At 71.7% G+C, this 20666-nt stretch carries 20 protein-coding genes and 3 tRNA genes; 15 read left to right on the top strand and 8 right to left on the bottom strand.

Annotated features, from left to right (window positions below):
- Positions 1 to 131 precede the first annotated feature (131 nt).
- Positions 132 to 491: a hypothetical protein gene (locus tag O7624_RS09535; RefSeq protein WP_093401757.1), complete on the bottom strand. Its 360-nt coding sequence runs from the start codon at positions 489 to 491 to the stop codon at positions 132 to 134.
- Positions 492 to 847: 356 nt separating this feature from the next.
- Entirely contained in the window at positions 848 to 1693 is an 846-nt protein-coding gene (locus O7624_RS09530; protein WP_282240589.1) for an FAD:protein FMN transferase, read from the bottom strand.
- Between the two features lie 215 nt (positions 1694 to 1908).
- On the opposite strand from O7624_RS09530, the gene O7624_RS09525 reads away from it, so the two are divergent.
- Complete coding sequence (locus tag O7624_RS09525; RefSeq protein ID WP_282239727.1) at positions 1909 to 2940, top strand: 3-isopropylmalate dehydrogenase; 1032 nt, start codon at positions 1909 to 1911, stop codon at positions 2938 to 2940.
- 195 nt (positions 2941 to 3135) lie between these two features.
- Positions 3136 to 4236 carry a branched-chain amino acid aminotransferase gene (locus tag O7624_RS09520; protein WP_093401754.1) on the top strand — a complete coding sequence of 367 codons (1101 nt, stop codon included), beginning with the start codon at positions 3136 to 3138 and terminating at the stop codon, positions 4234 to 4236.
- Positions 4237 to 4337: 101 nt separating this feature from the next.
- On the opposite strand, the gene O7624_RS09515 is transcribed toward O7624_RS09520, so the two are convergent.
- A complete protein-coding gene (locus O7624_RS09515) occupies positions 4338 to 5078 on the bottom strand; it encodes a tyrosine-protein phosphatase (RefSeq protein ID WP_210938767.1) in 741 nt (246 codons plus the stop codon).
- A gap of 59 nt (positions 5079 to 5137) precedes the next feature.
- Positions 5138 to 5599: a PRC-barrel domain-containing protein gene (locus O7624_RS09510; RefSeq protein ID WP_093401752.1), complete on the bottom strand. Its 462-nt coding sequence runs from the start codon at positions 5597 to 5599 to the stop codon at positions 5138 to 5140.
- 309 nt (positions 5600 to 5908) lie between these two features.
- Here O7624_RS09510 and cimA point away from each other — a divergent pair, with 309 nt between their 5' ends.
- On the top strand, positions 5909 to 7492 hold the full coding sequence (gene cimA / locus O7624_RS09505; protein WP_282239726.1) for a citramalate synthase: 1584 nt from the start codon (positions 5909 to 5911) through the stop codon (positions 7490 to 7492).
- 26 nt (positions 7493 to 7518) lie between these two features.
- Here the strand turns inward: cimA and O7624_RS09500 are convergent, their stop codons facing one another.
- Positions 7519 to 8466: an endonuclease/exonuclease/phosphatase family protein gene (locus O7624_RS09500; protein ID WP_282240588.1), complete on the bottom strand. Its 948-nt coding sequence runs from the start codon at positions 8464 to 8466 to the stop codon at positions 7519 to 7521.
- Between the two features lie 454 nt (positions 8467 to 8920).
- Between O7624_RS09500 and O7624_RS09495 the strand changes: the two genes are divergently transcribed.
- The 7 genes from O7624_RS09495 to arfB all read left to right on the top strand — a co-directional run bounded on the left by O7624_RS09495 (position 8921) and on the right by arfB (position 14448).
- The gene (locus tag O7624_RS09495) at positions 8921 to 9418 is read left to right on the top strand and encodes a hypothetical protein (protein ID WP_282239725.1); all 498 of its coding nucleotides are present in this window, start codon (positions 8921 to 8923) and stop codon (positions 9416 to 9418) included.
- Between the two features lie 192 nt (positions 9419 to 9610).
- Positions 9611 to 10660, top strand: coding sequence for a MoxR family ATPase (locus tag O7624_RS09490; RefSeq protein WP_282239724.1), 1050 nt, complete (start codon positions 9611 to 9613; stop codon positions 10658 to 10660).
- 41 nt (positions 10661 to 10701) lie between these two features.
- Complete coding sequence (locus tag O7624_RS09485) at positions 10702 to 11664, top strand: DUF58 domain-containing protein (protein ID WP_282240587.1); 963 nt, start codon at positions 10702 to 10704, stop codon at positions 11662 to 11664.
- Positions 11661 to 12620 carry a VWA domain-containing protein gene (locus O7624_RS09480; RefSeq protein WP_282239723.1) on the top strand — a complete coding sequence of 320 codons (960 nt, stop codon included), beginning with the start codon at positions 11661 to 11663 and terminating at the stop codon, positions 12618 to 12620. The genes O7624_RS09485 and O7624_RS09480 overlap by 4 nt, the downstream gene beginning before the upstream one ends.
- A gap of 60 nt (positions 12621 to 12680) precedes the next feature.
- Positions 12681 to 13544: a trypsin-like peptidase domain-containing protein gene (locus tag O7624_RS09475; RefSeq protein ID WP_093401746.1), complete on the top strand. Its 864-nt coding sequence runs from the start codon at positions 12681 to 12683 to the stop codon at positions 13542 to 13544.
- Between the two features lie 108 nt (positions 13545 to 13652).
- Positions 13653 to 13946 (top strand): hypothetical protein, encoded by a 294-nt coding sequence (locus tag O7624_RS09470; protein WP_093401745.1) that lies wholly within the window; start codon positions 13653 to 13655, stop codon positions 13944 to 13946.
- A gap of 76 nt (positions 13947 to 14022) precedes the next feature.
- The gene (gene arfB, locus O7624_RS09465) at positions 14023 to 14448 is read left to right on the top strand and encodes an alternative ribosome rescue aminoacyl-tRNA hydrolase ArfB (protein WP_093401744.1); all 426 of its coding nucleotides are present in this window, start codon (positions 14023 to 14025) and stop codon (positions 14446 to 14448) included.
- A 2-nt stretch (positions 14449 to 14450) separates the two neighbouring features.
- Here arfB and O7624_RS09460 read toward each other — a convergent pair whose 3' ends face one another.
- Both O7624_RS09460 and O7624_RS09455 read right to left on the bottom strand, forming a co-directional pair.
- Positions 14451 to 15404, bottom strand: a complete 954-nt coding sequence (locus O7624_RS09460; RefSeq protein WP_282239722.1) for a 3-methyladenine DNA glycosylase — start codon at positions 15402 to 15404, stop codon at positions 14451 to 14453.
- 35 nt (positions 15405 to 15439) lie between these two features.
- Complete coding sequence (locus O7624_RS09455) at positions 15440 to 16750, bottom strand: hypothetical protein (RefSeq protein ID WP_282239721.1); 1311 nt, start codon at positions 16748 to 16750, stop codon at positions 15440 to 15442.
- Between the two features lie 133 nt (positions 16751 to 16883).
- On the opposite strand from O7624_RS09455, the gene O7624_RS09450 reads away from it, so the two are divergent.
- The 4 genes from O7624_RS09450 to O7624_RS09435 all read left to right on the top strand — a co-directional run bounded on the left by O7624_RS09450 (position 16884) and on the right by O7624_RS09435 (position 18330).
- Positions 16884 to 17687: a fumarylacetoacetate hydrolase family protein gene (locus O7624_RS09450; RefSeq protein ID WP_282239720.1), complete on the top strand. Its 804-nt coding sequence runs from the start codon at positions 16884 to 16886 to the stop codon at positions 17685 to 17687.
- A gap of 96 nt (positions 17688 to 17783) precedes the next feature.
- Positions 17784 to 17855, top strand: a tRNA-Gln gene (locus O7624_RS09445).
- Between the two features lie 138 nt (positions 17856 to 17993).
- A tRNA-Glu gene (locus O7624_RS09440) sits at positions 17994 to 18066 on the top strand.
- Between the two features lie 188 nt (positions 18067 to 18254).
- A tRNA-Glu gene (locus O7624_RS09435) sits at positions 18255 to 18330 on the top strand.
- Positions 18331 to 18480: 150 nt separating this feature from the next.
- On the opposite strand, the gene O7624_RS09430 is transcribed toward O7624_RS09435, so the two are convergent.
- On the bottom strand, positions 18481 to 19167 hold the full coding sequence (locus O7624_RS09430) for an IclR family transcriptional regulator (protein ID WP_013284529.1): 687 nt from the start codon (positions 19165 to 19167) through the stop codon (positions 18481 to 18483).
- 49 nt (positions 19168 to 19216) lie between these two features.
- Here O7624_RS09430 and leuC point away from each other — a divergent pair, with 49 nt between their 5' ends.
- Positions 19217 to 20662, top strand: a complete 1446-nt coding sequence (leuC, locus tag O7624_RS09425) for a 3-isopropylmalate dehydratase large subunit (RefSeq protein ID WP_093401741.1) — start codon at positions 19217 to 19219, stop codon at positions 20660 to 20662.
- Positions 20663 to 20666: the final 4 nt, after the last annotated feature.

The raw sequence follows: 20666 nt of genomic DNA, 5'->3' as shown, positions 1-20666 counted from the left end.
CCTCGTCATCCGACCGCCGGGCAAGGCGTCGGGTCGTCGCATCCGCCGTGGCGGCGGCTTTGCCGTACTGACCGAAAGGCCGCGCGACCCGCGTTGTCGTCGTGGGTCTGCCGTCCGGCACGGCGGGTCGGTCAGCCGGGCAGCCGGACCCCGGGCGGCGGGTACACCGAGCCGTCCTGGGCGTCGAACAGCATCAGCCGATGCTCGCCGGCCAGCCGCTCGATGTCGAGCAGCACCTGGTCAGGGCAGGCCGGGTCCAGGTTCAGCTCGATGTGGTCGGCCGCCTTGTGCAGCGGCGCCACCGCCCAGGGAGTGCTCGGGCCGGCCGGCTGGTCGGGGTAACGGGCGGTGATCGCCCGGTAGAAGGCCACACATCGTGGGTCCGGTTGACGCTCGTGGTGCCGGCCGCTGCGGCACTGCTGCACCGCCGCTCGTACATCCTCGGGCGTTGCCCCGTCCGCCAGGGCCCACACGCTCAGATCGAAACTCACGGCGGACAGCGTGCCATCTGCGGTTCACCTTGTCGAAAGGGCCCTGCCGCAGGCTAATGCCGGAGTACCAGGTTTGCGCAGATACTCCCCTGTGGAACCCTTGCCGCGAAACGCGTCAATTCGATAACGTACGGGTGCGGTCACCTGCCGAGCATGTGGCGCCGGCCCGTCTTCGGGTGGCGAGGTCGACGCCCGGCCGAGCGGCCCGCACCCCTCGATTGCGCGAGCCACGCGCACTCGTCGTCGATCGGCCTCCACGGTCGTTGCCGCGACCGTGGAGGCCGATCGCTGTTCCTGCCGCCGGTGGCCGACTGGCCGCCGCCGAACCCTCCGCCGGCCACGCAGAATGGTGCCGCTCAGCGCGGTGCGGCGAAGAGCACCCGATAGTCCGACTCGGGGCGGAACCAGGCCAACCCGGCCGTTCCGGCGGCGTAGAGGGCGGTGGCGTAGGCGTCGGCGACCGCGAGGTCGGGCCCGATCACGGTCGCGGCGACCAACTGGCCGGCCGGTTCGCCGGTGTGTGGGTCCACCACGTGGCCCTGTCGTCCGGTCACCCCGGAGGTGCCGAGCGCACCGGCCGTCATCTCCAGCAGCAGCGGTGCCCGGCCCCGGTCCGTGGGGTGGTGCACCGCCACCCGCCACGGGCCACCGTGCGCGGCCTGGCCGCGTACCACCAGGTCGGCGCCGGTGAGCACGGCGTAGTCGTGGATGCCGGCCTCGCGCAACCGGGCTGCGGCCCGCTCGACCGCCCACCCGCCGAGCAGGCCGCCCGGGTCGAAGCCGCCGGGCACCGCCCACGCGTCGAACCAGCCGTCCGTGGCCGCGCGCATCGCGGCGCAGCGGTCCACCAGGTCGGTCAAGGGTGGGTACGACTCGGGGCTGATCTCTCCCCGGCGCAGTCGGGACACCAGGCTGTCCGGGCGGTTCGGGCCGTATGTCAGGTCGATCGCCCGCAACTCGGCCACCGCGTCGCGCAGCGCCTCGCCGGTGCCGCGCCGGCCCAGCCACTCGGGGGCGTTCAGCAGCAGGGTGTACGCCGCCGTCGAGGTGCGGACGGTGTGCCGGACGGCGATCCGATCCCCGGCCACCAGATCGGCGCGGTCCGGCCGTTGCTCCCGGGCGCCCAGTCGCAGGTCGGGCCGGCGGAAGCGAAAGACCGTTGGGTCCACCCAGCGGGTTCGTGGTTGTTCATCGGTCCACATCGCGTCCGTCCCCTCCTCGGCGGGTGCCGCCCCGTCGCAGCGCTCGCCCGGGCCCCAGCCCGTCACGCTCACGCTAGGCAGCGGAGATGACCGAGCCATGAATGCCGCCTGGGAAGCTGCTGTGCGTCACCGAATTCCCGAAAGATGGAACACTCGTACCGGGGGGCGGGACGGCGGCGTACCGTCGAGCCATTCGAGCGAAGGAGCTGACGGACGTGGCACGGATCGCGGTGGTGGCCGGGGACGGGATCGGCCCCGAGGTGGTCGCGGAGGCTCGCAAGGTCGTCGACGCGGTGCTGCCCGGTGTCGAGGTGACCGAGTACGACCTCGGTGCGGCACGTTACCACCGCACCGGCGAGGTCCTGCCCGACTCGGTGCTCAGCGAGCTGGCCGGGCACGACGCGATCCTGCTCGGTGCGGTCGGTGACCCGACCGTGCCGCCCGGCGTGCTGGAGCGGGGTCTGCTGCTGAAGCTGCGCTTCGCCTTCGACCAGTACGTCAACCTGCGTCCGTCGCGGCTCTGGCCGGGCGTGACCAGCCCGCTCGCGGCGGTCAAGCCGGGCGAGGTCGACCTGGTGGTCGTCCGGGAGGGCACCGAGGGCCTGTACGCCGGCGCTGGCGGCTCGCTGCACCGGGGCACTCCGGCCGAGATCGCCACCGAGGAGAGCCTGAACACCCGGCACGGTGTGGAGCGGGTGATCCGGGATGCCTTCGCTCGCGCGGCCCGGCGCGAGCGGCGCAAGGTGACGTTGGTGCACAAGACGAACGTGCTGACCCACGCCGGCTCGCTGTGGTCGCGCACCTTCGACGCGGTCGCCGCCGAGCACCCGGACATCGCCACCGAGTACCAGCACGTCGACGCCGCGGCGATGTTCCTGGTCACCCAGCCGCAGCGGTACGACGTCGTGGTCACCGACAACCTCTTCGGCGACATCCTCACCGACATCGCCGCCGCCGTCACCGGTGGCATCGGGTTGGCGGCCAGCGGCTCCATCAACCCCGACGGGGCGTACCCGTCGATGTTCGAGCCGGTGCACGGCTCCGCGCCGGACATCGCCGGTCGCGGCGTCGCCGACCCGGTCGCCGCTGTGCTCTCGGCGGCCCTGCTGCTCGACCAGCTCGGGCACGCCGACGCCGCCGCCCGGATCACCGCCGCGGTCAGCGCGGAGTTGGCCGCCCGGAGTCCCGAGGCAACGGTACGTACCGCCGAGGTGGGCGACCGGATCGCGGCGCAGGCCGCCGGCTGAACCGGTCGCCGCCCACTGGCCGTCGACGCTCCGCCGGTCCGGCCGGGTAGGGAGCGGCGACCGCCACCGATGATGTGCCACCTGTCCACCGGTGGACCTATCCGCTGAACGACCGTTCGGGGTAGGTTTCTGGCACAAACAATGTTTCCGGCGTGCGGTCGGCGCATGCCGTCGTCCCCCAGGGAGGTCAGCGCGATGAGCGGTGGTGACAAGATCGACTTCGAGATCCGTCCGAACCCCGCACCGGTATCCGCCACCGACCGGGCTGCGCTGCTGGCAAACCCCGGGTTCGGCCGGGTGTTCACCGACCACATGGTCACCATCCGTTACGCCGACGGCAAGGGCTGGTACGACGCCCGGGTCGAGGCGCGCGCGCCGATCCCGATGGATCCCGCCAGTGCCGTGTTGCACTACGCGCAGGAAATCTTCGAGGGCATGAAGGCGTACCGGGCGGCCGACGGCGGAGTGACCATGTTCCGCCCGTACGCCAACGCGGCCCGGTTCAACACCTCCGCCGCGCGGATGGCCATGCCGGCGCTGCCGGAGCAGACCTTCGTGGACTCGCTGCACCGGCTGATCGAGATCGACCGGGAGTGGATTCCCGACGGCGATGACGGCGGCAGCCTCTACCTGCGGCCGTTCATGTTCGCCAGCGAGGTCTTCCTCGGCGTCCGCCCGGCCAACGAGTACCTCTACTCGGTGATCGCCTCACCCGTCGGGGCGTACTTCTCCGGCGGGGTCAAGCCGGTGACGGTCTGGGTCTCGCCCGACTACACCCGGGCGGCGCCCGGCGGCACCGGCGCGGCCAAGTGCGGCGGCAATTACGCCGCCTCGCTTGCCGCCCAGGCCGAGGCCCTCGAACACGGCTGCGACCAGGTGGTCTTCCTCGACGCCGTGGAGCGCCGGTTCGTCGACGAGCTGGGTGGCATGAACGTCTTCTTCGTCTACGACGACGGGTCGATCGCCACCCCGCCGCTGACCGGCACGATCCTGCCGGGCATCACCCGCGAGTCGGTGCTCACCCTGGCCGCGGCGGCCGGGCACCGGGTCGAGGAGCGACCGGTGACCTTCGACGAATGGCGGGCGGACGCCGCCAGCGGCCGGCTGCGCGAGGTCTTCGCCTGCGGTACGGCGGCGGTGATCACGCCGATCGGGCAGGTGCGCTTCCCGGACGGGGAGTTCGCCGTGGCCGGCGGGGAGCCGGGGAGCGTCACCATGGCGCTGCGCCAACAGCTCGTGGATCTTCAGCGGGGCAAGGCGGAGGACCCGCACGACTGGGTCCACCGCGTGTTCTGAGTGGTCCGTCGGGCCCCGTCGGCACGCCGAGCGTGGCGCGGGGCCCCTGCGCTGCCGGACCGTGCCCATGAAGCTCGCGCAGGCACGGTCTCGGCACAGCACTAGGTCAGCAGGTGGTCACGCAGGGCGGCAAGCTGTTCGTCGGTGACCCCGGCATGCCGCAGGTAGTCGTCGACCGAGCCGTGCCCCTCCCGGATCTCGGCAAGGAAGAGCAGCATCGTCTCGGCCGGTGAGGAGAGGTACGGCATGGGCAGCTCGGGCACTTCGGGATGGGCCGTGGCCACCCAGGCGGCGAAGCGCTGGGACGCCTCGGTGCTCAACGCGTAGTCCGCCGCGATCTCGGCGTCCTCGACACCGAGCACCGCGAGGGTCAGGCCGCAGACGATGCCGGTGCGATCCTTGCCGGCGACGCAGTGCACCACCACCGGCGCGTTCGCGCTGTCGGCGATCAGCCCGATCGCCTCGGCGAGACCGGCGGTGCCGGTGCGGGCCAGGTCGGCGTACCGGTCGGCCAGGTAGCGGGCCAGGTCGGTGTCGGGCTGGTACGGCCGCTCCTCCCAGTGCGCGTGCTCCGGGTGGATGTGCCGGTAGGTGAGGCCGTCGAAGTCGGGAACCCGGCCGTATCGCTCGACCTCCTGCGGGCGGCGCAGGTCGACCACGGTCCGGACGCCGAGCGCGGCGAACGCCTCCCGGTCGGCCTCATCCATCCCGTGCAGCGAGTCGGAGCGGTAGAGCCTTCCGGTACGGACGGCCCGACCGTCCAGGCCCCGGTAGCCGCCCACGTCCCGGAAGTTGAACATCCTGGTGAAGGGGATTCTGCGAGTCTGCTCAGTGGCGTCCATCCGGACACGGTAACGGCCGGTGGAACAGCGTCCCACCGGCCGTCACGTTGTCGGGTGCCTTACCGCAGTGGGCCACCGGGCGGGATTGCCGTGTACGTGTCGTTGTAGTAACCGCCGAGCTTGTCCCGGTAGGCCGGGTCGGTGGCCGTCTCGTCGTACTCCGGCGCTGCCTTGATCTGATCCTTGGTGCGGTCGACGAAGACCTTCTGCTCCTCGTGATCGACGTGGTTCACCGTGCCGGCCGGCAGCATGACCTTCTTACCGAAGATCCACGGCCCGGTGTCCACCACCAGGTAGCTGGCGTTGACCTCGGTGCTGTCACTGTCGATCTTGCCGATCGAGCCGTCGCTGGCCTCCACCTTGTAGCCGACCAGGTTTGCGCCGGCCACCCCGGCCTCGTCCCGGTAGCTCCAGGGGTCGAAGGCGCCGGCGGGGGTGCCGCCCGCGACGACGCTCTGGTCGACGGCGCGCAGCTCCGGGTCCGGTGTGGCGTTCGTGGTGTTCGGGTTGAGCCTGTCCATGGGATGTCTCCTGCCCCGGCCGTGGTGGGCCGTCTCGGAGGAAGGTGTTTCGTTGTCCCGAAAGCTCCTACCCCTGGACGGGCGGTCTACACCAGGAAAACCACCCGGCACAGGCGTCACCGGCTGTCCCGAGATGTGGATTGTGCCTCCCAAAAGCGACCCGGAGGTGGCAGAGTACCGATCGTGACCAGCACCGCCCGCATTATTGGCAACTAGCGCGCCGGCTTTCCCCTCGCCGAGCGCGCAGACCTCCCGCAGCCGCGGGGGGTCTTTTTGTTGCGCTGGCCGGTGCCTGACGAAGGGATCACCATGACGTTTCAGGTCTACGACACCACGCTGCGCGACGGCGCCCAGCGCGAGGGGCTCAGCTACTCGGTGGTCGACAAGCTCGCGGTGGCCCGGCTGCTCGACGAGTTCGGGGTCGGGTTCATCGAGGGCGGATGGCCGGGCGCGGTGCCGAAGGACACCGAGTTCTTCCGTCGGGCGCTCACCGAACTCGACCTCAGGCACGCGGTGCTTGTCGCGTTCGGCGCCACCCGGCGGGCCGGCGCGGTGGCCGCCGACGATCCGCAGGTGCGAGGTCTGCTCGACGCACAGACCCCGGCGATCGCCCTGGTCGCCAAGGCCGACCTGCGGCACGTCGAGCGTGCGTTGCGCACCACCGCCAAGGAGAACCTGGCGATGATCCACGACACGGTGGCCCACCTGGTCGCCGAGGGACGGCGGGTCTTCGTCGACGGCGAGCACAGCTTCGACGGCTACCGCCACGATCCGGCGTACACCGCGTCGGTGGTGGAGACCGCGCTCGCGGCGGGCGCCGAGCGGTTCGTGCTCTGCGACACCAACGGTGGAATGCTGCCGTCCCAGGTGACCGCCGCCATCGTCGACCTCACCGACCGGATCGGCGTCGCGCCGGAGCTGCTCGGCATGCACGCCCAGAACGACACCGCCTGCGCGGTGGCCAACACCATCGCCGCCGTCGAGACCGGGGTCCGGCACGTGCAGGGCACCGCAAACGGGTACGGCGAGCGGCCCGGCAACGCCGACATCTTCGCGGTCGTCGCGAACCTCCAACTCAAGCTCGGGCTGCCGGTCCTACCGGAGGGCTGCCTGGAGCAGATGGTGCGGGTCTCCCACGCCATCGCCGAGATCGCCAACATCGCCCCCGACACCCATCAGGCGTACGCCGGGGCTGCGGCCTTCGCCCACAAGGCGGGGCTGCACGCGAGCGCGATCAAGGTGGATCCGCTGCTCTACAACCACGTGGAGCCCGAGGTGGTCGGCAACGACATGCGGATCCTGGTCACCGAGATGGCCGGCCGGGCCAGCATCGAGCTGAAGAGTCGCGAGCTGGGGTTGGATCTGGCCGGCCATCCGGAGACCCTGTCCCGGGTCACTAACCGGGTCAAGGAACTGGAGGCCGGCGGATGGTCGTTCGAGGCCGCCGATGCCTCGTTCGAGCTGCTGGTCCGCTCCGAGCTGCCGGACGCCGCGCCGGTGCGGCCGTTCACGCTGGAGTCGTACCGGGTGCTGGTCGAGCACCGCGAGGACGGCGCGGTCGTCTCCGAGGCGACCGTCAAGATCAGGGTACGCGGGGAACGGGTGATCGCCACGGCCGAGGGCAACGGGCCGGTGAACGCGTTGGACGAGGCCCTCCGCGTCGGCCTCGGCCGGCACTACCCGGAGTTGCGGGACTTCGAGTTGGCCGACTACAAGGTGCGGATCCTGGAGGGCAGTCACGGCACCGGCGCGGTGACCCGGGTACTGGTCGAGACGGCCGACGGGCGGGGCGGCGGTTGGACCACCGTCGGCGTACACCCCAATGTGGTCGAGGCGAGCTGGCACGCCCTGGTCGACGCGCTGACCTACGGGCTGGACCGCGCCCGGGTGTAGCCCGCTCGGCGTGGCCCGGGCCGCGCCTATCGGCGCTCGGCGGCGGGTAGCCGCAGCTCGGCGAGGACCATGCGGTGGTCGCTGCCGGGCAACGGGTGGACCGTCACGTCCCGCACGGCGATGCGACGGTCCACCAGCACGTGGTCGATCACCACGGGCGGGATGGGATCGCCGTCGTACGGCCCCCAGGTGCCGGTGAGTCCGGCGCCGGCCGAGGCGGCGGCATCGACGTAGCCGGTGTCGAGCAGGGCGCGCAGCGGACCGTGGTCGAGCGTGGCGTTGAAGTCCCCGGCGAGGATGCTCAACGGTCCGTCGGGGGTGGCCGCCGGCTGGGCGGCCAGGTCGGCGCGCCAGGAGCCCACCTGATCGATCGCGTACGGGGCCGCCGGGTGCGCCGACTCGACGCGTACCGGGGGTGCGCCGGGCACCGTGACGGTCGCGTACGCCTGCGTGAAGCCCCAGGCGCCGCGTAGCTGGCGGATGCCGCCGTCGCTGAGCGGGTGGCGGGCGTAGAGCCCCGAGCCGGGGGTGCCGACGACCGGGTTGAGCTGCCGGTGCGCCAGCAACTCGTCGAGGCCGAGCCGGTCCAGCTCGGCTTCGACCGCCGGCGTGAACTCCTGCACGAGCAGCAGGTCGACCTGCCGGGTGCGGACCAGCTCCACCACCGCCGCCGGGTCGGCGGCACCGGCGAGCAGATTGGCGGTGAGCACCCGCACGGTCGGCCCGGCGGCGTTCGGCTGCGCAGCGGGTAGGGCGCGGGGCGCCACCAGCGCGACCAGGATCAGCGTGGTCAGCGCCGCGACGAACGCCGGGGCCCGGCGGCGCAGGGCGAGCGTGAGCACCAGCGGGGCCAGGCTCCCGAGCGTCACGTACGGCGTGAAGGCCAACGCCTGCACCAGCGGTCCCCGGTCCAGGCCGATCGACCGCGCCAGCGTCCACCCTGCACCCGGCACGACGGCCAGCCAGCAGAGCAGGCTGGCAGCCGACGGCCGCCAGGCCCGGCGAGTGATCTCCACGGGACGCAGGTTACTGAACTTCGCCCGATGTGGACGCCCGGCGTCGCGGTACCCGGTCCGACCGCGCCCGCAAAGTATGCACCAACGGCATCCGGAATTGATTTCGCGAATTGTTCACGCCTTCACTTTTCGCGATTGCTGGCGTTGATCCGACAACTCGCCGACAGCATTTGCACTATTGACCCCCGGCATTTTTCGGTGCTAGGTTTCAGCTGCTCAGGAGGCCGCGTTCTGGCAAGAATCCCCAGCTCAGAGCGCATCACGGTCGGCGAGCGGGATACGTCTGCGGGTGCGCTCCCGGACGGGGTGTGCAGGCGGTGAGCGCTCATTGCCGCCCGACTCGAAAAGGCAACAACCGCCCCGTGTGCCACGGGTCGGCCGTATCTCCACGCCTGGAAAAGGGAGACCCGTCATGACCAGATTATTCCGACGTAAGACGGCTGCGGTGGCGATCGCGGCACTGGCGCTCGCCCTGGCCGGCGGCGGCATCGCGGTGGCGAAGCCGACCGCCGAGTCTGCCCAGCCCACCGCCCGCACCGCCCAGCAGCCGGCCGTCACCACGGCCTCGCTCAACAGCGCGAAGGCCACCCTCGCCAAGGGTGACGGGATGAGCGCCCAGGCCGTCAGCGGCTTCTACGCCACGGCGGTCAACGCCAACGGCACCAAGGCCCGCGGTGCCGGCGTCGTCATCAAGTATGGCGTCGGGGAGTACGAGGTGCAGTTCGGCAGCAACGTCACCAGCGGCATCTACGTGGCGACGATTGGCCGGCCGGACTCGTGCTGCATCCCGCCCGCCGGTGAGATCTCGGTCGCGCGGCGGCTGCTCACCCCGAACGCGGTCTTCATCCAGACCCGCGACTCTGCGGGTGTCCCCGCCGACCTGCCGTTCTACCTCCTCGTGCACCGCTGAACCGTCCACTGTCACCGGCCTCCGTCACTCGACGGAGGCCGGTGTCGTGCCGGGCCCGGCAGGTGCGGTGTGGTGGCTCTCCAGCGAACGCCCGGAGGTGCTGTCCGGTAACGGTGCCGATCGCCTGGTCTGGGCAGTCGAGGGCCGGAAATTCCGACGTTTGTCCGCCGGTCGGCTCGGGAAGCAAGCACCGTGACGGACATCTCGGACACCATGGCCAGCCTGCCCACCCCGGCCGATCCGGACGCGACCGCGGCGCAGTTGGACCAGACGCTCTTCGAGGTCAAACGCGTGATCGTCGGGCAGGATCGGCTCGTCGAACGCCTTCTGGTCGCGCTACTGGCCGACGGGCACTGCCTGTTGGAGGGCGTACCGGGGGTGGCCAAGACCCTGGCCGCGCAGACCCTCGCGACGGTGGTCGGTGGCAGCTTCTCCCGCATCCAGTTCACCCCTGACCTCGTACCCTCCGACATCGTCGGCACCCGGATCTACCGCGCCTCGAAGGAGAGCTTCGACGTCGAGCTGGGCCCGGTGATGGCGAACCTGGTGCTGGCGGACGAGATCAACCGAGCGCCGGCGAAGGTGCAGTCGGCGTTGCTGGAGGCGATGGCCGAGCGTCAGGTGTCGATCGGCGGGCGCAGCCACCCGGTACCGGTGCCGTTCCTGGTGCTGGCCACCCAGAACCCCATCGAATCGGAAGGGGTCTACCAACTGCCGGAAGCGCAGCGGGACCGCTTCCTCATGAAGATCGTCGTCGACTACCCGGACGTCGCCGACGAGTTGGCGATTCTCTACCGGATGAGCGCCGACCGTCCCCGGGCGCACCGGGCGCTCGACCCGGACCGGTTGCGCGATTTCCAGCATCAGGCCAGGCAGGTGTTCGTCCATCACGCCATCGCCGAGTACGTGGTCCGGCTCATCCTCGCCACTCGTGATCCGGGCCGGTTCGGGTTGCCGGAGGTGGCCGGGCTGCTCGCCTACGGTGCCAGTCCACGCGCCACCCTCGGCCTGGTCTCGGCCGCCCGCGCCCAGGCCCTGCTCCGGGGGCGGGGCTACGTCCTCCCCGACGACGTCCGGGAACTCGCCGTGGACGTGCTGGCCCACCGGCTGGTGCTCTCCTTCGACGCGGTCGCCGACGGGGTCAGCGCCGAATGGGTCGTCCATCGGCTGGTCGAGGCGGTTCCGCCGCCCCAGGTGGCCACCGCCAGGCCGGAGTACGTGACTGACCTGGCAGCCGCCTGATGGGCCGCCGGAACCCCACGCCGCCCGTCGCGGCGGATCCGATGCTCGCCGACCTCACTCCGGGCCAGCGGTTGCGGCGGCTGGAACTCACTGTGACCCGGCGCCTCGACGGCCTGCTGCACGGCGAGCGGCATGGTCTGCTGCCCGGCCCGGGCAGCGAACCGGCGGGCAGTCGCGAGTACCGACCAGGTGAGGACGAGGTGCGCCGGATGGACTGGTCGGTGACGGCCCGCACCGCCGTCCCGCACGTGCGGGAAGTGGACGCCGACCGGGAGTTGACCACCTGGCTGCTGGTCGACGCCAGCCCCAGCATGGAGTACGGCACCGCCGAGTTGGACAAGCGCGAACTGGCGGTGGCCGCGGTCGCCACCATCGGCTTCCTCACCGCCGGACCGGGCAACCGGCTCGGTGCGCAGGTGCTCACCCCCCACGGGCTGCACCGGGTGCCGGCCCGCGGCGGGCGTACCCACCTGTTGGGGCTGTTGCGCGCGTTGCTGGCCGCGCCCCGGGCCGGCGACCAACCGGACCCCGCGCCCGCCGCTGGGCTGGCTGACGCGCTGGCCGAGGTGCGCCGGGTCGCCCACCGGCGTGGTCTGGTGGTGGTGGTCTCCGACTTCCTCGACGGCCTGCCCGACGATGCGCGGCTGCCGGCCCGGTGGGAGCGTCCGCTACGTCGGCTCACGGTGCGTCACCAGGTGCTCGCGGTCGAGGTCACCGACCCCCGCGAGTGGGAACTGCCGGACGTCGGTCTGATCACCCTGGTCGACCCGGAGACCGGCGAGCACCGCGAGGTGTGGACCGGCGACCGCCACCTGCGCGAGCGTTACGCGGCGGCGGCTGCCGCCCAGCGGGAACAGGTCCGGGACGCGCTGCGCCGGGCCGGTGCGACCCATCTGGCGCTCCGCACCGACCGGGACTGGACCGTCGACATCGTTCGGCACGTGCACGCGCAGCGCCGGCTGGCGTCCGCAGCGGCCCCGGCACGTCGGGGAGGTGCGGCGTGATCTGGCAGTCACCCGTCCGGCTCTGGCTGCTGCTCGGCGTTCTCGCACTGGCGGCGGCGTACCTGGTGGCCCAGCGGCGGCGCAGCCGGTACGTGGTCCGCTTCACCAATCTGCGATTGCTCGACCGGGTCGCGCCCCGGCGTCCGACCTGGCGTCGACACCTGCCGGCCGGCCTCTTCCTGGCGATGCTGGCCCTGCTCGTGGTCGGCTTCGCCCGTCCCACCGCCGAGGTCCGGGTGCCCCGGGAACGCGCCACCGTGATGGTGGCGGTGGACGTCTCCACCTCGATGCTCGCCGGTGACGTCGATCCGGACCGGCTCAGCGCGGCGAAGGGCGCCGCCCGGCGGTTCGCCGACGGCCTGCCCCGGGAGTTCAACGTGGGGCTTGTCGCGTTCGCCGGCAGCGCGGCGGTGCTGGTGCCACCGGGCACCGACCGGGAAGCGCTGCACGACGGGATCGAACGGCTGGCCGAGGGGGCGACGGGTGTGCAGGGCACCGCGATCGGCGAGGCGATCAGCACCTCGCTGGGCGCCGTGAAGGCACTGGACGACAAGGCCGCGACCGAGCCGCCACCGGCCCGGATCATCCTGCTCTCCGACGGTGCGAACACCTCGGGCATGGATCCGGTGGAGGCCGCCGCCGAGGCGGTGGCCCTCGACGTACCGGTGCACAGCATCTCGTTCGGTACCCCGGGCGGCTTCGTCGACCGGGGTGGGCGGCCGATCCAGGTGCCGGTGGACGGGGAGACATTGCGGGCCGTGGCCGAGCAGACCGGGGGCGGCTTCCACGAGGCCGGTACGAGCGCCGAACTGCGGGCCGTCTACGACGACATCGGCAGTTCGGTGGGTTGGCGCAAGGTGCGGCAGGACGTCTCGGCCCGGTTCATCGGGCTCGGGCTGGTCTTCGCGATGGGCGCGGCGGTCGGCTCGATGCGCTGGTTCTCCCGCCTGCCCTGAATCCGACCGCCCGATCCGCGACAGCGGCCACAGCAGGCCGCACACGTGAGGAGCGTACGTATGGCAGTGCAGACCGGACTGGGCGAGCCACGTGGGCCCTGGTTCGTCTCGCCCGATCTCGACCCGGACGGGCGGGGCGGGTCGGACGCGGCGTCGCAGAACCGGGAGCGTTTGCTCGGCGGCTGGCGCCGCAGACTGCTGGCCGGGCTGGCGATGGTGTCGATCTCTGCCGGGTCGGGGGCACTTGCCGGTGGTTGGGTGGCCGGCCGGGACGGTGTCACGGGACCGGCCGCCGCGTCCGCAGCCCCGGTCCCGGCGGAGTTGGTGACCGCCGCAGAGAAGACCGTGCCCGGCGTGGTGTCGGTGTTGGTGGGCGGCGGCACGAATGGCTCGGCGAGCGGTTCGGGCTTCGCGGTCGACGCCGAGCAGCACATCATCACCAACGACCACATCATCGCCAAGGGGCGGGGTGGCCCGGTGACCGTCGAACTGCCGGACGGCCGGCGGTTCGCGGCGGAGGTGGTGGGCCGGGAGCCGGACAGTGATCTCGCGGTGCTCAAGGTGCCGGCGTCGGCCGGCCTCACGTCGCTGCCATTGGCCAAGCCGGGTTCGACCCGGGTCGGTGAGCCGGTGTTGGCGGTCGGGTCGCCACTTGGGCTGCCCGGCACGGTCACCGCCGGCATCGTCAGCGCGTTGGACCGCCAGGTGCGTCTCGGCGACAACCGGCACCGGGCGGTGCAGACCGATGCTTCGATCAACCCCGGCAACTCGGGCGGACCACTTGTCAATGCCCGGGGTGAGGTGGTCGGAGTGAACACCGCGATCGCGACCATCGACGGCAACGGTTCCATCGGTATCGGGTTCGCCATCCCGATCGAGCAGGTGCAGCAGACCGCTGACACGATCATCGGAAAGGGGGGATAGCTACAGATAGTCACTGTCCGATTACGGGGAGATCGGGGCAACTGTCGGATTCCGGCGGTCGATGATCGGAGAATGGAAATATTACGCTCAGTATGAATACTGGCGTGGGTGGAGCGTCCTCTCATCGCGGCCCTCCTGCTGGTGGGCCTCATCATCGGAAGTGGCGTCGGGTCGTCGTACGCGCGCGCCCGGCGTGGCTGGAACGACTACCAGGCGGCGAAGAAGACCGTGCCCGGAGCGCGTCGCGCCGCCTGGATGCTGATCAAAGTCGTCACCACGAAGGTCGGCGTCATCGCCCTGCTTCTGGTCGGAGCGGTCGCGTACGCCGCCGCCGGTGGCAGCGACGACCCGGCACCAGTGCCGACGCCGAGCAGCAGCGCGGACGAGCGACCCGCCCGCTGACCCCGGGCCCTGAGGCTGGCGGTGCGCTCGCGGCGTTGGTGCGAACGCGTCCCGCACGCCGCGCTAGCCTCAGGGCGTGGACGACGGACTGCGGGTGACCGACCGCTGGGTGGTTCCCGCCGGTGAACTGCGCGAGCGGTTCTCCAGGTCCTCCGGGCCGGGCGGGCAGGGCGTCAACACAGCCGACTCCCGGGTCGAGCTGAGCTTCGACCTGGCCGGCTCACCGAGCATTCCCGATTCGCTGCGCACCCGGGCCCTGGACCGGCTCGCCGGACGGCTGGTCGACGGCGTGCTGACGATCGCCGCCAGCGAGCACCGGGCCCAGCTGGCAAACCGGGAAGCGGCCCGGGAGCGCCTGGTGTCGTTGTTGCGCGAGGCGGTGGCCCCACCACCGCCACCACGCCGTCCGACCCGCCCGTCGCGGGCGGCCAAGGAACGGCGGCTGGCCGAGAAGAAGCGTCGCGGACAACGCAAGCGCGACCGGCGGGTCGACGGCGAGTAGTCCTACGAAGCGCGGTCGAGCAACGTCGAGCAGACCTCGATCAGTCGGGCCCGCAACTGGCCGGCCCGTCGCGCGAACTCCCGTTGCCGCGCCACGTACTCGGCCTTGCCCTCCGGCGTCTCAATGGCCACCGGCGGTTGACCGTACGAGGAGAAGTCGTACGGCGACGCCTGCATGTCGAGCAGCCGAATGTCGCCGGCCAGCTCGAAGCAGTCGAGCGCCAGCTCGCCGGGGACGGCCGGGCCCAGCTTGGTGGCCCACTTGTGGCAGTCCATGGAGGCGTGCAGACAGCCCGGCTGGTCGAGGTCTACCTGACTGGCCCGGGTCGGTCGGAGGTGGTTGCGCTCGACCGCGTCGGGGGTGAAGAAGCGGTACGCGTCGAAGTGTGTGCACCGGATCTGGTGCGCCTCGACCACCGCGTCGGTGCCCTGCTGGCCGAGCCGAAGGGGAAGCGGGTGGCGGTGCTCACGCTGGCGGTACACCATCGCCCACTCGTGCAGCCCGAAACAGCCGGTGAAGGCCGGGCGGGACGCGATCGCGGTCAGCAGCCGGTGGATGAACCGCACCGAGTCGCTCCGGTCGGCGAGGAACGCGTCGATGTCGAGCCGCACCGTGCCGTCCGGGTCGGTTGCGTACCAGCGCCACGAGTGGTGTGGTGCCGGGCCCTCCGGGCCGGCTTCCAGCCGGACACCGACACCTGGGTGCCAACGGCGGAGCACCGACGGTCGGGTGCCGTAGTAGTCGTACAGAAAATCGTCGATGGCGTGGCGTTGTCCGGTGGCCCGCCGGGCCCGGTGGCCGGCGGTCAGCGAGTCGGCGCGCCGTTCGTGACCGGTCAGCAGCGGCCGCCAGACGGCGGCGGGGAGGCTGGTCACCTGCCGCCCGACCGGCGCGTGGGCCCGCCCGCCGACCGCGCCGACGGCGGCGGGCGGGGCGGGGGCGGGCACGGCGGTCACGGCACCAAGGGTACGACCGCGGTCCGGTGTCCGGGTCAGGGCACGTCGACCCGGACACCGGCGGAGAAGACGCCGCTGCGCAGCTCCAGCCGCTGCGGCGCCTCCCGCCCGTTGATCGTGAAGACCAGCGGCAGCACCACCCGGCTGCCGGCGGCCACCGGGTCGGCGAACACGTCGCGTCCCTGGTTCGCGCGGCGGGTGGCCGGCTCGTCGGTGGTGACCCAGTTGCCGTTCGCCAGGTACGCCCGCTGCAACTTCCCGTGCCAGCTCTGATGCTCCGGGGTGAGGTTGCGGACCCCGACGGTCGCCTGACACTGCCGTGCGCCCCGGCCCGGTTCGCAGGTCATCCGGTAGACGGTGAACTCGAACGCGTCCTCGCGTAGCGGCATACCCAAGCTCCCGGCGACCCCGGTGCCCTTCCAGGCGCCGCTGGTCGGCTGACCGTCCGTGTCGATCGCGGTGACCCGGCGGGTGGCGGACCACGCGGCGGCGCCGACCGTGCCGGCCAGCACGATCGCGGCCACCGGCACCACGATCCAGACCGGTGGCTTGCGGCGCCGGGCCGGCGGTCGGGGAGCGGCCGGGCGCGGATAGATGGTGCCCGGCCCGTCCGAGGCCAGTGCCGCGGCCACCGGCCGTCGGCGGTGTCGCCAGGTGAGCAGTGCCACCATGCCCAGCACCAGCAGCGCGGCCCCGGCGGCCAGTAGCGCGGGTGCCTGCCGACGCCAGCCCGTGGCCTCCTGCGACTGCGACGCCGCCATCCCCGGCGCCGTCCAGGTGGCGCTCGCGCAGTCGTACGGCTGCCGGCCGTCGCTGGCGAAGGCGCACGTCGGTGCGGTCACCGGCTGTCGGGATCCGGTCGTGGTGAGCGTGGTGCCCAGCGTGGTGGTGCTGTCCGGCGGCAGCTTCAACCGCCAGGTCACCTCGGTGGCCGGCGACCCGCCGGGGCGTAGCACCCGACCTCCGTCGCTGACCGTCGTCGCCGAGACGCCCTCGGGGAGTTCCTGACGGACGGTCGTCTCCACCGGGGTCTTGCCGGCGTTACGGACCTCGATCCGGTACCCGGGCGCGGCGCTGCGCTCCGGTGCGACCCGTACGCTCACCTTCGGCCTGGCGGCCGGCGAAACCACCCGGGTCGGCGTCGGTACCGCTGGTGGTGCGGCCGGCATGCTGGGGTCGGGTGCAGCCGCTGCGGGCTGGAGCCGCCCGGCCGGTGCAGCGTGCGGGGCGGTGGCCGCCGGTGCGTCCGGAGCGGTGGCGGTCGGCAGCACCGGCAGCGCGGTCAGCAGACCGACGCAGTGCACGATCGCGGCGAGGGTCTTGTGGTGTCGTGTCGATGCAGGCATACGAACGAACCTCCGCAGCCGACGCTAGGTGCGGGCGCGCGTCGTGTGGGTACGAAGCGGCGAATCCGGCCCCGGGGGTGGGCGGCGCGGGTAAGCTTCGGCGATCGTCCGCCGGCCGCACTACATTGGCCTGGTGCGTATCGCTCGTTTCGCTCATGCCAAGGGAATGTCGTTCGGCGTCGTCGAGGGAGAGCCGGAGGCGGGTCCGCAGGGGCTCACCATCGCCGAGATCTCCGGCCACCCGTTCGGCCAGATCACGTTCAGCGGGGTCCGCTGGGCGTTGTCCGACGTCCGGCTGCTCTCGCCGATCCTGCCCAGCAAGGTGGTCTGTGTCGGCCGCAACTACGCCGAGCACGCCGCCGAACACGGCGCGGAGGTGCCGAAGGAGCCGTTGTTGTTCCTGAAGCCCTCGACGTCGGTCATCGGTCCCCGGGACGCGATCCGGCTACCGGAGTTCAGCAAGCAGGTCGAGCACGAGGCCGAGCTGGCGGTGGTGATCGGCGCGCCGGGCGCCCGCCGGGCGGACCGGGCCGCGGCGGAGCGGGCCATCTTCGGCTACACCTGCGCCAACGACGTCACCGCTCGGGACCTCCAGCGCTCCGACAGCCAGTGGACCCGGGCCAAGGGGTTCGACTCGTTCTGCCCGATCGGGCCGTGGATCACCACCGGGCTGGACGTCACCGACCTGGAGATCCGCTGCGAGGTAGGTCGCGACCCGGAGGAAATGGAGGTACGGCAGCTGGGCCGTACCGGGGACATGGTCTTCGACGCGCCGGCTCTGGTGTCGTACGTCTCACACGTGATGACGCTGCTACCCGGCGACGTCGTGTTGACCGGTACTCCGGCGGGGGTTAGCCCGCTCGTCGACGGGGATACGGTGAGCGTCCGGATCGAGGGGATCGGTGAGCTTACGAACCCGGTCGTGGCGGCGGCCTGATCGCCGTTTTGGCAGCTCAGGAGCGGTTTGGGGAAGTCGATTTGGCCTGTCGGTGCCGGGAGGGTAGAGTTTGTTCCCGGCGCCGCAAGGGGCCAATGGGGTATGGGGTAATTGGCAGCCCGACTGATTCTGGTTCAGTTAGTCTAGGTTCGAGTCCTGGTACCCCAGCGCAGCCGAGATTCGTCACGAATCGAGGCCGCTGGATTCTGGTGGAGTTCGGCACCGATGCACCGCGAGGGGCTCCGGTAGCGAGATCTGGTAGAGTTCGGCGGCACCGCCCGAAAGGGTGGTGCCGCGATGTGTTCTGGCCCCGTCGTCTAGCGGCCCAGGACGCCGCCCTCTCAAGGCGGTAGCGCCGGTTCGAATCCGGTCGGGGCTACAGGTGTTCACGGCTCGTTCCGCTGGTGCGGAGCGGGCCGTTTCGCTTTCTGCAAGCCGTTCCGCTTCCGTGGGCAGCCTGATCGGCGTGATCCCGCCGACGCGCCACCCCCTGTCGGGCCGGCCGCGACGGCGCGGCTAGACTACTGCCGCACCGCCCACCAGGGCTGGTGAATCAGGAAAGTCCCTGGCCCCGTCGTCTAGCGGCCCAGGACGCCGCCCTCTCAAGGCGGTAGCGCCGGTTCGAATCCGGTCGGGGCTACCACACACCCACCCACCACCCACCCACCCACCCGCCTTGCGGGGTTGACCAAGAAGTTTGCGCCCTGGACTCCGCGTGGCGGCGACCAAAACTTCTTGATCAACGGGATCGACAGGGTTGGCGGGATCGACGGGGTCAACGGGATCGACGGGGTCAGAGGCCGGAGAGGCGTTGGCCGGCTCGGACGACGGCCATGGCGTGGCGTTCGCCGGGGCGGCGGCCGAGGCGCTCGATGGGGCCGGAGATGGAGATGGCGGCGATCACCCGGCCGGTGCGGTCGCGGATCGGGGCCGAGACGCTCGCCACACCTGCCTCGCGTTCGGCGACGCTCTGCGCCCAGCCTCGGCGGCGTACCTCGGCGAGGGTGCGGCCGGTGAACTTCGACCGGGGCAGCAGCGGCATCACCGCCTCGGGCGGCTCCCAGGCGAGCAGGATCTGCGCCGCCGATCCGGCGGTCATCGGCAGCACCGAGCCGACCGGCACCGTGTCGCGCAGCCCACTGGCCCGCTCAGCTGCGGCCACGCAGATCCGCTCGTCCGCCCGGCGCAGGTAGAGCTGGGCGCTCTCGCCGGTGGCGTCCCGCAGCGCGGCCAGCAACGGCTCGGCCGCGGTCAGCAGCACATCCGGCGCCGCGTTGGCCAGCTCACCCAGGCGTGGACCGGGACGCCAGCGACCCTGTGTGTCCCGGACCAGCATCCGGTGGATCTCCAGCGCCTGGGCCAGCCGGTGTGCGGTGGCTCGGGGCAGCTTGGTGCGTTCAACGAGTTCGGCCAGGCTGGCGCCGTCGACACAGGCGGCCAGGATGACCACCGCCTTGTCGAGAACGCCGACACCGCTCATACTGTGTCCCACAAGCCGAAATTTACCTCCCAGAATTTAGGATGTCCAGATGGTGGGAGTCACTCCTGAGCCGAGGACCCTGGCCGAGAAGGTCTGGGACGCACACGTCGTCCGGTCCGCCGATGGTGAGCCCGATCTGCTCTTCATCGACCTGCACCTGCTGCACGAGGTGACCAGTCCGCAGGCGTTCGACGGCCTGCGCATGGCCGGCCGCCGGGTGCGGCGTACCGACCTCACGCTGGCCACCGAGGATCACAACACCCCGACCGGGTACGCCGATCCCTCGTTCCAGCAGCGCCGTGGCGACCTGCTCACCATCGCCGACCCCACCTCCCGCACCCAGATCGAGACGCTGCGACGCAACTGCGCCGAGTTCGGCGTACGGCTGCACCCGCTCGGCGACGCCAACCAGGGCATCGTGCACGTCATCGGTCCGCAGCTCGGCCTCACCCAGCCCGGCATGACAATCGTCTGCGGTGACTCGCACACTGCCACGCACGGCGCGTTCGGTGCCCTGGCGTTCGGCATCGGCACCAGCGAGGTCGAGCACGTGCTGGCCACCCAGACGCTGCCGCAGGCCCGACCGAAGACGATGGCGGTCACCGTCGACGGTCAGCTCGGCCCCGGCGTCACCGCCAAGGACCTGGTGCTCGCCCTGATCGCCAAGGTCGGCACCGGCGGCGGGCGCGGGCACATCGTGGAGTACCGGGGTGAGGCGATCCGGGCGCTGTCCATGGAGGGACGAATGACGATCGCCAACATGTCCATCGAGTGGGGCGCCAAGGCCGGCATGATCGCGCCGGACGAGACCACCTTCGCGTACCTGAAGGGGCGCCCCAACGCACCCAGCGGCGCCGACTGGGACGCGGCGCTGGAGTACTGGCGGACGCTGCCCACCGACGAGGGCGCGACCTTCGACTCGGAGGTGACGCTGGACGCCGCCGAGATCACGCCGTTCGTCACCTGGGGCACCAACCCCGGGCAGGGCGCACCGCTGGGCGCGGTTGTACCGGATCCGGAGGAGTTCGTCACCGAGCCGGAGCGGGCCGCCGCCCGTCGCGCCCTGGCGTACATGGACCTGCGCCCCGGCACCGCGCTGCGGGACCTCCCCGTCGACGTGGTCTTCGTCGGTTCGTGCACCAACGGGCGCCTGGAGGATCTCCGCGCCGCCGCCGACGTGCTGCGCGGCCACCGGGTGGCTGACGGGGTACGCATGCTCGTGGTACCCGGCTCGGCCGCGGTGCGGGAGGCCGCCGAGGCGGAGGGGCTGGACAAGGTCTTCACCGATGCCGGTGCCGAATGGCGCTTCGCCGGCTGCTCCATGTGTCTGGGCATGAACCCGGACACGCTCTCGCCGGGGCAGCGCGCCGCCTCGACCTCCAACCGGAACTTCGAGGGCCGCCAGGGCCGGGGTGGGCGTACCCACCTGGTCAGCCCGCCGGTGGCCGCCGCCACCGCCGTCGTCGGCCGGCTGGCCGCTCCCGCCGACCTGTAGAAGG

The organism is Verrucosispora sp. WMMD1129 (assembly GCF_029581255.1).
Taxonomy (GTDB): domain Bacteria; phylum Actinomycetota; class Actinomycetes; order Mycobacteriales; family Micromonosporaceae; genus Micromonospora; species Micromonospora sediminimaris.
The sequence above is the reverse complement of the archived record's forward strand: the minus strand, read 5'-3'. Positions and strand labels throughout refer to the sequence as shown.